The organism is Rhizobium sp. BK399, assembly GCF_014194695.1.
Taxonomy (GTDB): domain Bacteria; phylum Pseudomonadota; class Alphaproteobacteria; order Rhizobiales; family Rhizobiaceae; genus Rhizobium.
Genome location: NZ_JACIAH010000024.1, coordinates 51828 through 64516 on the forward strand (window position 1 = coordinate 51828; position 12689 = coordinate 64516).

At 56.7% G+C, this 12689-nt stretch carries 12 protein-coding genes; 7 read left to right on the plus strand and 5 right to left on the minus strand.

Annotation, left to right across the window (positions count from 1 at the left end; translation table 11 throughout):
• The first annotated feature begins 319 nt into the window (after nucleotides 1-319).
• Nucleotides 320-850, plus strand: coding sequence for a cytochrome c (locus FHT97_RS28430; protein WP_183864898.1), 531 nt, complete (start codon nucleotides 320-322; stop codon nucleotides 848-850).
• A gap of 3 nt (nucleotides 851-853) precedes the next feature.
• Here the strand turns inward: FHT97_RS28430 and cueR are convergent, their stop codons facing one another.
• Both cueR and FHT97_RS28440 read right to left on the minus strand, forming a co-directional pair.
• A complete protein-coding gene (gene cueR, locus FHT97_RS28435) occupies nucleotides 854-1321 on the minus strand; it encodes a Cu(I)-responsive transcriptional regulator (RefSeq protein ID WP_183758294.1) in 468 nt (155 codons plus the stop codon).
• 55 nt (nucleotides 1322-1376) lie between these two features.
• Nucleotides 1377-3854: a heavy metal translocating P-type ATPase gene (locus FHT97_RS28440; protein WP_183864899.1), complete on the minus strand. Its 2478-nt coding sequence runs from the start codon at nucleotides 3852-3854 to the stop codon at nucleotides 1377-1379.
• 1005 nt (nucleotides 3855-4859) lie between these two features.
• Between FHT97_RS28440 and FHT97_RS31215 the strand changes: the two genes are divergently transcribed.
• Nucleotides 4860-5153, plus strand: a complete 294-nt coding sequence (locus FHT97_RS31215; RefSeq protein ID WP_246712826.1) for a multicopper oxidase domain-containing protein — start codon at nucleotides 4860-4862, stop codon at nucleotides 5151-5153.
• Here the strand turns inward: FHT97_RS31215 and FHT97_RS28450 are convergent.
• On the minus strand, nucleotides 5150-5353 hold the full coding sequence (locus tag FHT97_RS28450; RefSeq protein ID WP_183758298.1) for a heavy-metal-associated domain-containing protein: 204 nt from the start codon (nucleotides 5351-5353) through the stop codon (nucleotides 5150-5152). The genes FHT97_RS31215 and FHT97_RS28450 overlap by 4 nt on opposite strands.
• A gap of 155 nt (nucleotides 5354-5508) precedes the next feature.
• Here FHT97_RS28450 and FHT97_RS28455 point away from each other — a divergent pair, with 155 nt between their 5' ends.
• Complete coding sequence (locus tag FHT97_RS28455) at nucleotides 5509-5958, plus strand: DUF411 domain-containing protein (protein WP_183864900.1); 450 nt, start codon at nucleotides 5509-5511, stop codon at nucleotides 5956-5958.
• A gap of 356 nt (nucleotides 5959-6314) precedes the next feature.
• A complete protein-coding gene (locus FHT97_RS31220; protein WP_246712827.1) occupies nucleotides 6315-6647 on the plus strand; it encodes a hypothetical protein in 333 nt (110 codons plus the stop codon).
• A 938-nt stretch (nucleotides 6648-7585) separates the two neighbouring features.
• On the opposite strand, the gene FHT97_RS28460 is transcribed toward FHT97_RS31220, so the two are convergent.
• Nucleotides 7586-8110 carry a hypothetical protein gene (locus FHT97_RS28460; RefSeq protein ID WP_183864901.1) on the minus strand — a complete coding sequence of 175 codons (525 nt, stop codon included), beginning with the start codon at nucleotides 8108-8110 and terminating at the stop codon, nucleotides 7586-7588.
• 962 nt (nucleotides 8111-9072) lie between these two features.
• On the minus strand, nucleotides 9073-9291 hold the full coding sequence (locus FHT97_RS28465; protein WP_183758301.1) for a hypothetical protein: 219 nt from the start codon (nucleotides 9289-9291) through the stop codon (nucleotides 9073-9075).
• Nucleotides 9292-9752: 461 nt separating this feature from the next.
• On the opposite strand from FHT97_RS28465, the gene FHT97_RS31225 reads away from it, so the two are divergent.
• The 3 genes from FHT97_RS31225 to FHT97_RS28480 all read left to right on the plus strand — a co-directional run bounded on the left by FHT97_RS31225 (nucleotide 9753) and on the right by FHT97_RS28480 (nucleotide 12395).
• On the plus strand, nucleotides 9753-10103 hold the full coding sequence (locus FHT97_RS31225) for a hypothetical protein (RefSeq protein ID WP_310503316.1): 351 nt from the start codon (nucleotides 9753-9755) through the stop codon (nucleotides 10101-10103).
• A gap of 1010 nt (nucleotides 10104-11113) precedes the next feature.
• A complete protein-coding gene (locus tag FHT97_RS31230; protein WP_246712829.1) occupies nucleotides 11114-11389 on the plus strand; it encodes a hypothetical protein in 276 nt (91 codons plus the stop codon).
• Nucleotides 11390-11948: 559 nt separating this feature from the next.
• Nucleotides 11949-12395: a hypothetical protein gene (locus FHT97_RS28480; RefSeq protein ID WP_183864903.1), complete on the plus strand. Its 447-nt coding sequence runs from the start codon at nucleotides 11949-11951 to the stop codon at nucleotides 12393-12395.
• The last annotated feature ends 294 nt before the right edge of the window (nucleotides 12396-12689 follow it).

Sequence of the window (12689 nt, forward strand, 5' to 3'; positions counted from 1 at the left end):
ATTGGCCAGGGACAGCGTGCGGTTTTGAATCGTCGCAATCTTCGTGAGAACTCTGGTCGGCCGAAACGTGCGTTTGGGAAACAACGGAGAGGTCGGCTGTGAAGCTTGGCATCACAGGGGAAAGGAAGAGCAGGACTGCGATGAAAACCGCGACCATGACTTTCCGTCCTTGAACCTCGTCGCTAAATCGAACTGGGCTGAATCTTGCCAATGTCTGTAGATAGCTGAGACGCAAAGTAAGACATTGATCTTGATCAAATTCAAGTCGATGCCGAGCCGTGCCAGGTTCGTTCATCGATCCTGCCAGCGAAGGGATGCCATGAGGTCCGTTATTGTCGGTTCATTGATTTTTCTGGCTGTCGCGTCTGCTGCGGTTTGCGCGGGCGACATCGTGACCGTCCGGCAGGCGGATATGAAGGCAATCGCGGCTGCCACCAAGTCCATCGCGGGCATGTTCAAGGTGCCGTCGACCTATTCGTCGCCCGAGTTCAAGTGGGCAGCCGAGCTTATCCGAGACAAGGCGGGCCAGACGCTGATCGACCACTTCGCGTCGGAAGCCGCATCTCCGGCTTCGAAGGCGAAGCCAAATATCATCGAGGAACGTGACCGTTTCGACCGCCTGGCAAATGACCTCAAGTCCTATGCGGCGGCGCTGGCTGTGGCCGCCGGGAAGAATCCGGCGGTTATGACCGACAGCATGCGAATGAAGCCCGGCGAGCCGATGGGCGGCGGGCCGCTCGGGACCCATGTCAAGAGCGAGGCCGAGCTTTCATCCCTCCCTGCCGAGCATGCCTTCCACCTTATGCTGCAGACCTGCACGAGCTGTCATGTCAGGTTCCGCATGGAATAGCAGTCACCGTCGTACCGGCTGCTCAGCCCTGATACCGTTTACGCCGAATGGAGCGTTCATGGCTGGAACGTCATCCGCATCACCTGCATTTGCGAACTCCTCGATGATCGGGCAGTCCGGACGCTCGTCGCCGTGGCAGTGTGTCGCAAGATGTTTCAGGGTTTCCGTCATCGCATGGATGGCGGCTGCCTTCCGTTCCAGTTCGGCGATGTGCTCCATGGCGATGCTCTTGACGTCCGCGCTTGCGCGAGAACGGTCTCGCCAGAGCGCGAGCAGTGTCTTCATCTGCTCCACGGAAAAGCCGAGATCGCGTGCCCGGCGGATGAAGCGCAGCGTGTGGATGTCGTTGTCGGCGTAGGTTCGATAGCTCGACTCCGTCCGGTGAGCGGGCGTGATCAGCTTGATCTGTTCGTAGTAGCGGATCATTTTCGCCGAAACGCCGCTCGCCTTTGCGGCCTGTCCAATATTCATGTTCGATCTCCTTGAATGCGGGCGGCCCTTCCAGGCCAGCCCGCTTCGTAATGGGTTATGGGTTTACAGAGCGGAGGCGTAGCGCATTTCCAAGTACGAAGACGCTGGACATCGCCATGGCTGCTGCTGCGAATATCGGTGACATCAGGGTGCCGTTTACCGGGTAAAGCACGCCTGCTGCTACCGGGATCAAGCTCACGTTGTAAGCAAAGGCCCAAAACAGGTTCTGCTTGATGTTCCGGATCGTCGATTTGCTGAGGGCGATGGCCTTCGGTACACCGTTCAGGTCGCCAGACATCAGCACGACGTCCGCACTTTCGATTGCAATGTCGGTGCCCGTGCCGACAGCGAGGCCGACGTCCGCTTCGGTCAAAGCCGGAGCGTCATTGATACCATCGCCAATGAAGGCAACCTTTCTGCCACCGGCCCGCAGACGCTTCACGGCCTCTACCTTGCCGTCCGGAAGGACTTCGGCGACGACCTCGTCGATACCCAATTGGCGGGCGATTGCGTCGGCGGTGCGTTTGTTGTCTCCGGTGATCATCGCCACCTTCAGGCCGAGCGCATGGAGCGCAGCCACGGCTGCTGGGGTTGTTTCCTTTACAGGATCAGACACCGCGATAATCGCTGCGAGATTGCCGTCGATGGCCGCATAGAGTGGTGACTTCCCCTGATCGCCAAGAGCGGCGGCTTTCTCACGGAATTGGCCGATGTCGATACCCGCTTTCTCCAAGGCGCGGTCAGCACCGACCAGAACCTTTCGGCCGTTGACCGAGCCTTTAATGCCGAAGCCGGGGTTCGCCTGAAAGTCGGTGACAGGGAGAGCACGAATGCCCCGTTCCCAAGCCGCTGCCGCCAATGCCTTGGCAATCGGATGCTCCGACAGGGTCTCGACGCTGGCGACCAGTTGCAGGACTTCGATTTCCGCATATCCGTCCCGGACCTCAATATCGGTCAGTTCAGGGCGACCCTTCGTCAGGGTGCCGGTCTTGTCGAAAGCGACGATATCGGCTTCGCGAAGGCTTTGCAGAGCCTCTCCCTTCCGAAAGAGAATGCCGAGTTCGGCCGCGCGGCCGGTTCCGACCATGATCGATGTTGGCGTCGCCAGACCCATGGCGCATGGGCACGCGATGATGAGGACTGCCACCGCGTTAACCAGTGCGAAACTCAGGGCGGGCGACGGGCCAAGCGCATACCAGGCGACAAAGGTGAATGCTGCGGCGAAGATGACCGCGGGGACGAACCAGCCTGTCACCTTGTCGACCAGAGCCTGAATCGGCAGTTTCGATCCCTGCGCCGCTTCGACCATCCTGATGATCTGCGCCAGAAGGGTGTCGCTGCCCACCTTGGTCGCCTGGAAGGTGAACGTGCCATTTGTATTGATCGTGCCGCCGACGACCTCGCTGTCGGCTGTTTTTTCGACCGGTATCGGCTCGCCTGTTATCATCGACTGATCGACATATGAGCTACCGGTTGCGACGATGCCATCGACGGGCACCTTCTCGCCCGGCCGGATGCGAATGATGTCGCCGACGACCACGTCCTCGATCTCGGTTTCGACGAACGCACCGTTGCGCGACACGAAAGCAGTCCTGGCCTGGAGGCCGATCAGCCGCTTGATGGCCTGGCTGGTCCGCCCTTTGGCGCGGGCCTCGAGAAAACGCCCGAGCAGGATGAGGGTCACGATGACCGCAGCAGCCTCGTAATACACGTTGACAGTCCCGGACGGCAGCAAGCGCGGCGCGAAGGTCGCCACGACGGAGTAGAGCCACGCAGCCGTGGTTCCGAGGACCACCAACGAGTTCATATCGGGCGTCCGACGCAGGAGGTTCGGTACGCCCTTCTGGAAGAATCGCAGGCCAGGTCCGAACAGGACAACGGTTGCGAGGACGAACTGCAGGTAAAGATTGTTCTGCATGCCGATGCTGTCCATGATCAACTCATGAACGGCCGGGATGAAGTGAGAACCCATCTCCAGCAGGAAGAGCGGCAAGGCCAGCGCTGCAGAGACCGCTAGCAGGGCTTTGAGCTTGGAGATTTCGGTCGCTCGGTGGTCTTTGTCTTCAAGGGCCTGTGGTGCTTGCAGGCGGCGGACGTCGTATCCGGCATTCCTCACCGCAGCTTCGAGTACCGGGGTCTGAACAGCCCCCGCCGCCACGTGCACGGTCGCCCGCTCGGTCGCAAGGTTGACGGACGCATCGATGACCCCTGGCACAGCCTTTAACGCCTTCTCGACGTGGGCCACGCAGGAGGCGCAGGTCATTCCTTCGACGCCAAATTCTTGCGTATCGATCCTGGCTTGATAGCCTGCGTCCTCGATGGCGCGCAGAACCGAAGCAGGATCGACGGCATCCTTGAATGTGACGCTGGCTCTTTCTGTGGCGAGATTGACCGATGCGCTATCGACGCCAGGAAGGGCCTTGATCGATTTCTCCACACGACTGACGCAGGATGCGCACGACATGCCCTCGATTTCGAACTCGGTCGGAGTGGAATGTGCCAGGCTTTTTTCGAACTGGGAGAGCGCAGTCATGGGAGGATCCTCATTTCACTGCACAGATAAGTAATCCTTCCCATAATGGGAAGGTCAAGGGTCTCATTTCACCTTGATGATATGGATCAACGGCGCGACACGCCAACGTGGTTACTGTTCCCTTCAGTCCCTAATAAGCTAACAGCATGGCCGTGATCGAACACTGGTGCGTATTGCGACGATGGTTATCCTAGCCATCGGCCTGGTGTTTGCGCCATTTGCCGCAGCTCACGCTGTGCCCTGCCTCGATATTCCCTCCTCCGCCCACGTCTTGGTGCAGGATCATAGGGCAGAGATGGCGGGCCATCGGCATTCCGAACGTCGCATTCGACGGCCGGGAACTGCTGCGTCTCGGTTTGCTCAGTGCGCGCAGGGCCATTGGCCTCAGGAGCCTCCGAGTTCCTGCACTTATCCCACCCTGTCGTCTATCTGGTCCAGATCTCGCCGCTGACGGGACATTCGGTACCGCCCGGGCTCGACCCGCCCGGCTTGCTGTCTGACGTTTTTCGCTGCTGCATTGCGCGCCTACTCTCGAAACCGGACAAGTGACATGTACAGACGCGATTTTCTCACCTGCAGGGTGGCCGGGGCGGCTATCTATGGCGCGACCAACCCTCTCGCCATTCGGCAAGCAAGTGCCGGGATAGCGCCAGCTACGCAACTGGCCGGATCGACCCAAAGACTTAGCATCGTCAAGCGAACAATTGAGGTCAACGGCAGGCCGCGAATGTGCTTGGCATAACTCGGTCGGATGGGTCGCCAGGATTGAGGCTCGACGCCGGCGCTCCATTCGATGTTGAGTTGTCCAGCCAGATCGACGCCCCGACGCTGATCCACTGGCACGGTCTAACGCCGCCGTGGGATCAGGACTGCGTGCCGGATAATCCAGCTGGTGCAAGCCTGGCCAAACCCGCCACGATAAGTTTCGCCTCCGAGAGGGCGGGACCCACTGGATGCACGCTCACACGCTGCAGGAGAGGAACATGTCAATGATGTCCCACCCCGATGCACCTGCACGGACACAAGTTCCAGGTCGTCGGTATCAACGGGAGGCCTATTAACGGCGCTTTACGCGATACCGCAATGGTGCCCATGATGTCGACGGTGATCATTGCCTTTGACGCCGACAACTCCGGCCGTTGGCCGTTCCAATTGTCATCACCTGTACCATATGGCGAGCGGGATGATGACACACATCGGGTACAAGGCCTGATGGCGCGGATGCTCCCGTTCATTCCCGGGAGCATCTGCTGCTATTTGCAAGGGGGAGGTCGTTGTTGTCCGCTGCCCGAAGACTAGAGAGATGTGAATGTATTCGGATAGCCTGCTTTCTCGATCGCTGCCGCTATTGTGAGCGGGTCGAGTTTTGACTCCACCTTTGCGGTCCGGGTTGGAAGGTCGACCTTGGCCTGGGCAGTGGGATCGGTGGCCCTGATTGCCTTTTCCACCGTGCCCGCGCAGTGGCCACAGGTCATGTTCTGGATATTGAATTCGTACATGGAAGGTCTCCGATTCAAGTGACTTAAAATAGGTGGTGTTTGCCATCGTGGGAAGGTCAAGAGAACCTGCAAACGTTCAGGAGAATGTCGAAGGGAAACGGGCGTCGATCATGGCCCTGAAATGAGCTTGAACACCAATGAAAGGAGAGAAGAGCATGAAACGTAGAGCTTTCATGTGTCTGGCGGCAGCAGGCACGATTGCCACACTTACCCGGCGTGCGTCAGCGTCGCGGGCTCGGATGGACATCTATAAAGATCCCAGCTGCGGCTGCTGCGGAGCTTGGGCCCTCGCAATGGTGAATGCCGATTTCAACGTCGTGGTCCGGGAGGATGATTTCATGTCGATAAAGGCCAGGCTCGGTATCCCTGAAGATATGCAGGGGTGCCACACCGCTGTGGTCGGCGACTACTTCTTTGAAGGGCACGTCCCCTTGGAGGCCGTCGAGAAGGTGTTGAACGAGAAACCTCCGATTGCGGGACTTGCCGTGCCAGGTATGCCGGTTGGCTCGCTTGGAATGGGAGACGACCACCAAGCCTCTTATGAGGTGTACAGCCTTACAAAGCCTGACATGAAGCCGTCGCTTTACATGCGCATGGGCGGTTAGGACCCAATCAGGGCATTCACGCCGAAAGCCAGGATCGCGGCGCTTACAACCAGTGCGGCAATCATAACCGTCTGACGGTCGGCTGCCAGCGTTACGCGGGACTGAACATCTTTGGGGACGAGACCATGCTCGCGTACCAGGCTGGGACTATTGCGGTGTCGTTTCCGGCGGTGTGACGTCGTCGTTTCTCCCAATGCGAAGTTACGCGTTCTAACAAGGCAGCTTGGTCGCAATCCGCCATTGGCACGGGATTTCGACTTCACCGATCGACTGCTGAGAGAAGAATACTTCAGCCATACTTTAGACAGAAGTAAAATAAGATACTGCCGACGGATCGAAATTTGCGGGGGAATACGATGCGGCTTGTCCTTGCCTTGTTGATACTTGTTGCTGCAACAGCAGCTAAAGCACATCATGCGCCATCCGGATTTCAATACGAAGCATTTTGCTGCAACGGGAACGGCGAAAACGGGGACTGTCAGCCTATTCCGTCACAAGCAGTGCGACCAGCGGGCGGTGGGTACCAGATCGCGCTGAAGCCAGGCGACCATAGGCTCGTTACGCGTCCACACCTTTTCCTCGTTCCGCAGTCCAGGGCCTTGGAATCGCCGGACGGTCAGTTTCATCTGTGTCTGTTCCCAAACGAGGATACTGTCCGGTGCTTTTACGCGCCGCCCTTGAATTTCTAATCAACGAGCGAACCAGCCACCTGGAAAATCATTAATTGAGGGTCGTGTGCGTGGAGCGAGACACCGAGCGATTGGTGAGGAGGAGCCAGCGGACTATATCGTTTGAAGATCACGAGCCTGCGCCGCAGACAGTACCAGAATGAAAAAATATGGCCTGTCAGCATCAAGATCTGTCCGGTACAAAGGCCAGGCTTCATGTTGGAGCTGAGCCGCACCTGAGCCTCGGGAACCACCGAGGCTAATTTTTTGGTCGTTGGCAGCTGATCGAATCGAATGCTTGATTGGCTCACGAGGGAATGGTCGTCTCTACGTGCATCCGAGCCCCCCGGAAAATACGATAAAGTTGGAATCTCCGACGGCGAACCCGAAAACGCATTTGTTAAAGTCGCAAACAGGCCGTGATGGAACCTTTTTTTGTGCCGCCTATTTCTCCGATAAAGCCGGTGTTACCATGTCACGATATTTATCGTTTTCTACGCAAGCAGCCAGCGCTCAGAATGAGCCGGCTTCAAGAAATTTTCTCGTTTATCGGCGGATCGGCACGATGGTCTTGTACGCAGCCACTATCTTGCTGGTGATCGTGACGGGATGGATCAGCATGGGACTGCTCGTACCTTCATAGACGCAAGCCTTTCCAAAGCTTGGGCAACCTCGCACGATGAGAGGGTGGAAGGCTCAAAGGCACGACGGGTATGCCGAGAGCCTTCCCGGTCCAAAGAGGGTTGTGTGCGCACCACAGATATCGCACATGCATGACGACGGATAGCAGCGTGCCTCACTTTGTGCGGGTATCGTGCATTCCGCGTCACCTTAGGGAGCGCATCGGGCAACGCCCGGCACAGAGCGTTCAACGTGAAAGGAGAAGAATTTCGGGCAACAGCATGAACAGGCTAGTGCCAGATTTCTGAAGCTCTATTTCGGGGCTGCGTAGCATTTGTTCAACGCAATAGTTTACCCATTTTTGATCGGAGCCAGAATTTCAGGCTCGGCCGCCGGATAAAAATGACGGTACTGTCCTCGCCCGCGTAAGCCGGGACTACGCGCGCTTCGTAAAGACCGTCGTCACGCTGTATGGATCCGAGCCGTGGCCCGATCGGGCGACCAAGGCGGCTCTCTGCGTCAGTTAAGTAGGTCAAGGGATTTGCCCCTTTGCAAGATCCATTGCATGCCACGCAAAACGAACAATCGGCGCCAAGCGGCTTTAGCGGAGCGAATGCATCTGTGACCGGCTGGACGGGCGATATCCGAACCGTCTTGATGCCGTGCTTCTTGACCATGGACGCCGACCGTTTTGAAGCTTTGCGAACGCGATCCAGTCCCTGCAGAATTTTCAACATGTACTTTGCTTCAACGGCTTCCATCGTGGCGAGAGGGACGCCATCGAGCCGAGCTGGCTCAAGCGTTGCCTCGTCGATGATGGACCAGTGTTCGCCTTCCATGCGCAATCGGTATTCTTCGGCCATTACCAGCCCCCTGTTGAGAACCAATTCCAGTCTGCTGCAAGGGCGCGCGTCCAGCTACCTAGCATATCGGGCAACTCTCCCGCTCAAAAGTTGTATATCTACTCGCCCTAATTCGCACATTGCGCGCCTCGGCCTTTTTGAGGGGTGCGTGGTTCGGTGCCAGTACGATGTGGCACCGTTCTTCCCTTTCCTTCGCCGCCGAGGATTTTTTACACAATGTCCAAATTGGTCGGCGGGCGATGGCGAGGGCTGATCCATTGGGCGATCTGCTCGTTAAGTCCCAGTGGCAAGATTGGTCCAGCCCAGCAGTCGCTTCGTGGATCAAATTCGAAGTCCAATCTCGTCTCGGCTCACGTGTCGAACGCCGGATCTGGCGGCCGCCCCCTCAGCGAAGCCGACGAACATCCCCTTCAGGGGGTAGCAACAACGATCGCGCACTCGTCTGCTCGATACCAGTTGATCGATGACTGCCTTGGGCGGCCAGCAGCGGTCGCGACTCCACATTTGCATCAGTAGATGGTTAGTGCGACCTGCTTTTCTTGTCTCGTAACCGACGACGCCGTTGGCCTTGCGGTAAAGGCAATAAGTCTTCGATCTGTTGCACAAGCCTGGATTTGTCGAGCTTGAAGGCCCAGGGATGATATGTCTGGAGGACGGACTTCAATGAGCGACAGGGCTTCATCGACAGAGGGCGCGGGACAGAGGACCACGTAGGCTTGTTCTTCCGAAACGAGAGCCAGACCAGTTGCAATGAATAGCCATCCTCGCCGATCAACGCACAGGTGGAATCCATCGGTCCTCGCCATTCGGTTCCAACTAATCCCAAAGTTGTTGAAGGGCGGAAAAGCCGCCTTCAGGTTTGCAAGAAATCGTTCAAGCGCGCATCCGGACCCGTGACCAGCACGACCTATCCCGATCTTCGTCCCCACGGGCGACGGCGTGTTGCCTGATGACATTTTTCATCAATGCGTTAGCAGAAGTTCTTCCTGGCTGATCAAGACGAGAAACAGCCCCTCGTCCAATCGCGAGACAACGTCGCCATCTTCCGTCAGATAGTCGATTTTCGTTGGATCGGGGCTGATGTTTCCCCTTTGGTCGATCCTCATCTGCTCGATGACGATGCAAGGTCGCCCAGCGTGGCTGGAGCACTGGAAGCGGTTCGTCTCCTTATAGAGGTGCATGGGACTATCCTCCCGGTTGAGATGGATGGAATAGCTATCAGCATGCTGCAATTTGAGGATGCGACAATAAAGATTAGAAATGGGCGCAACTGCGAAAAGTCAATAAGGCCGGCGCCGAGCCCGGGTGTCAAAGCGTGGTAGTCAACGGTACCAAGAAGCAGAATCCACCTGCGTATAGCGCGGCGATCAGGATGAGACGGATCTCACCGTGATTGTCGCCGCGCACCTGCGGCTGATTTGAAACATGAACGAACGGCTGGATTCAGCGAAACGATGGAGGAGATCTGTCAAGTGCGACGTCATTAGTCCCTGCGTCGCGCAGAGAACCCGAGAGTGTAAGGCTCGGCGCGGAAGAGGAACCGCCCTTGGAGTTTTCCTTTGCGATCGTCGTTCTCGGCTTGATCCGGCTGTGTTTGGGTTTTCGGGTCGCAGCCGTACGCCTGGATTGAGAAAGGAAGAGGTTGCGCGTTTCGAGCGGACGCAGGCCGTGCCGGAGCGACGTCGGAGATCACGAACTGGTAGATGAACTTTGCAACGTGAGTCCGGAGTTTGCTGCGCTGTGGCAGGAGAACGATGTTATTGCCCATAGAGAAGGAACCAAGAGGCTAAAACATCCGATTCTCGGCGACATCGAACTGAATATTCCGGGTTTGCCGTGGATGGTAGGCCCGATCTACCTAGTCGTCTACAATCCCGTCGGTCCCCGGGTGGCGGAACGTATCCGGATGCTGGTCGCCAGCAGCGATTGCAGCCTTGACACGCCGGATGTGCCGATGACTGGCGTCCCTTTTTCAGGGAAACCAGAGCTCTAGAAGGTCGTTTCCTGGACCAGCCACCACACGGGAAGGAACGCCAAAGCAATGGCAACGAGCCAAACCGATGCGAACTTTACAAGATACTGCAGTCTGGCTTTCGTCTGATCCAACGCAAACAACATAACGAAACTCCAACGCCCCGGCGCACAAAAACATCATGCAACCATTGAGTCGAGTGCGGAACTGCAACACTCGCCATCGCTTTCATCGCCCGAGCAAAGGTCCCGATGTTAAAGAACCATCTCCTGGGAGACCTTTACTTCTCGTTCCGGTGACAGTAGCAGCCTGTCAGCCTTCTCATATCAGACGGATGCTGCCGGCTACTTTGCGCTGTCGCTTCAAGGAACCGCAACCGGCGGCATTCGCGTAAGAGGCAAGTCCCAGCAGCCCGAATGTCACGCAAGTTGATGCCAATAGTTTCTTCATTTCAGTTCCCCTTTCTTGTGACGGCTTTCAACGTTCGAGTGGTCCGCCGCGAAAGACCGCTCCAAAATCTCTACGAAAACCATTGTCGCCGGTGAAACTACCGTCGACATCCCGTTGTCCCGAACCGCATATGCATGCGTCGCCTTCTCGCCTCATGCGCCTCAAATCTTCCGTCCGCAATGATCCCAACGGTTCGATGTCTTAGTGTCGAAACACCAATCCAAAGCTTGCAATCTCGACACTTTGCGTCCAGCGAAAGGTCGACGTTCTGAATAGTATCGATCCGGAAACTATAAAGACTTCGGGGCCTTGAAGAGTGTTCTTTCGAAGTGAAGCGAGAGTGGTGAAACGAACAAGGGCTTACTTCGTCAGGTTGAGCGTTGGGGCAGCCAAAAACCGAGCCAGTTTGCGTGGGGCAGCATAACCGAGCATTCCGCATCGTTCGTGCCCTCTCTGAGGGAACCGTTCCGTGTCGGGAAGGTTAGCTTCTCAGAGAAGAGACTTTTGGAGGATTACCAATGACTGTGTTGAAGAGAATTGCTATCAGTTCTGCCCTGGTCGCGAGCAGCGTCGTCGGATTCATGTCACCTTCCATCGCCCAGGATCTCGAGTTCAGGGTGGGCCCAGGGGGCGTCGGAATTCATGATCGTGATAATGATCGGCACGGGGATTGGTCCGATCGAGGGTCTCGCCGGCGCTGCGATCCTGATGATGCCCTTGACAACGCACGCGATGCCGGATTTCGAAGGGCTCATGTCGTGCGGATTTCGCCACGTAGCGTTGTCGTAGAGGGCATGACCCGCCGCGGGCCAGACAGGATCATCTTCGCTAACGTTCGCGGTTGCCCCGAGGTGTAAGATCCAGCAAGGTTCAACGTTGTCATGAAAGGCGGCGCCCATCCCTAAAACCGAGGCCGTTTGGGGAGCACGAAAGACTGTAGCACGATGGCAACAATGTACGCGAAACGGCAGGCCTTGCTGACATACCGAGGCTTCGTTTGGCATTGATGTCCAAATCCATTGGTGTCTATCGTCGACCACATGCCGTTCAAACGGCCAAAACAGGCGGGCAATCATGAGCCGCCGCTGCGCCGTTCGTTCGGCCGAGCCGACGCAGCCTAAGGTCGTGGGAGGCACTGAGTTGGTGCCGACCACGACATGGCGGCGACAAGCGGAGTTGTTGAATAGGCAACGATAGAACTGGAGAGGACGTCCTCAATACGACGTCCCTCTAAGGGTCCGGCCGAGAGCGCACCCCCAACTCGGTCCACTAAACGATAGCTTGCCATTCGAGCAGCCGCATCTTCCGACCTGGCGTGGACCTTCCACCCTCCAAATGGCGTAGCATAGAGAGTGGCAATACATCTGGAAAGAAAAATCGGAGGCTCTAACTCCAGTAAGGTATCTGGAGCGTGGAATGTTTCATAAGTATTCGAGCCTGAGGAAATTGAAAGGTGTATTGGCCGATACAATTCAAAGATCGGAATACGCTTTGGGAATACGGGCACTATACGACAGAGAGGTCATATTCGCGCTTGATGTAGAGCACCTAAATTTTGAGTTGCCTCCATTTCCGGTAAACGCTGAAGCGATTTGGAACTGGATCAACGAACAGATCGTGGGGTCGCCCGGTCAGGAGACTTTCGTTTACGAGATCAACCTCGACGGAGAGGATCGCGAAGACCGGGTGATGGAGAAGCTGGTAGAGATTGGCGAGGGAACAGGTATGACGGCCTGGACATTCGATCTGGAAAGCGAGGAGAGAAAAACATATTCGCTTAGGTTCATTGTGATAACCATTCCGGACAAGAGACAAGCAAAGGAATTTCGTGTGAAATTCCACGGCAAGAATATTCTACCGTGACACCGGCTTGCGAGCCTCTGATACCGAAGTTGGGTCCAAGTGTCGTCGGCCAGGTGTCCTTCGCCTGCAATGCTTGTGTTGAAAACGATAATTTTATTGCCGGGCGGGCGTTGCCCGACATTACACGTTCTCATTAAATGGCTACTTCCTGTCGATAATAGCCCGACAAGGATTTCGGTCTGTCGAAGGCCCCTGCCGTTGACCTTGCCCCCAAGTTTTATCCAGTTTTAAGTTCGCTCCGGCGGTTTTGGGTTGCTGTATTTGGGGCGGTAGCGGCGGGTTGCGGTGCGGAGC

What these genes read in the sequence shown, in the direction of transcription:
- cueR (WP_183758294.1), bottom strand. Translation starts at nt 1,321, where the DNA reads ATGAATATTGGACAGGCCGCAAAGGCGAGCGGCGTTTCGGCGAAAATG.
- FHT97_RS28480 (WP_183864903.1), top strand. Translation starts at nt 11,949, where the DNA reads ATGTTTCATAAGTATTCGAGCCTGAGGAAATTGAAAGGTGTATTGGCC.
- FHT97_RS31215 (WP_246712826.1), top strand. Translation starts at nt 4,860, where the DNA reads ATGCACCTGCACGGACACAAGTTCCAGGTCGTCGGTATCAACGGGAGG.
- FHT97_RS31220 (WP_246712827.1), top strand. Translation starts at nt 6,315, where the DNA reads ATGCGGCTTGTCCTTGCCTTGTTGATACTTGTTGCTGCAACAGCAGCT.
- FHT97_RS28455 (WP_183864900.1), top strand. Translation starts at nt 5,509, where the DNA reads ATGAAACGTAGAGCTTTCATGTGTCTGGCGGCAGCAGGCACGATTGCC.
- FHT97_RS28450 (WP_183758298.1), bottom strand. Translation starts at nt 5,353, where the DNA reads ATGTACGAATTCAATATCCAGAACATGACCTGTGGCCACTGCGCGGGC.
- FHT97_RS31230 (WP_246712829.1), top strand. Translation starts at nt 11,114, where the DNA reads ATGTCACCTTCCATCGCCCAGGATCTCGAGTTCAGGGTGGGCCCAGGG.
- FHT97_RS28460 (WP_183864901.1), bottom strand. Translation starts at nt 8,110, where the DNA reads ATGGCCGAAGAATACCGATTGCGCATGGAAGGCGAACACTGGTCCATC.
- FHT97_RS28440 (WP_183864899.1), bottom strand. Translation starts at nt 3,854, where the DNA reads ATGACTGCGCTCTCCCAGTTCGAAAAAAGCCTGGCACATTCCACTCCG.
- FHT97_RS28465 (WP_183758301.1), bottom strand. Translation starts at nt 9,291, where the DNA reads ATGCACCTCTATAAGGAGACGAACCGCTTCCAGTGCTCCAGCCACGCT.
- FHT97_RS28430 (WP_183864898.1), top strand. Translation starts at nt 320, where the DNA reads ATGAGGTCCGTTATTGTCGGTTCATTGATTTTTCTGGCTGTCGCGTCT.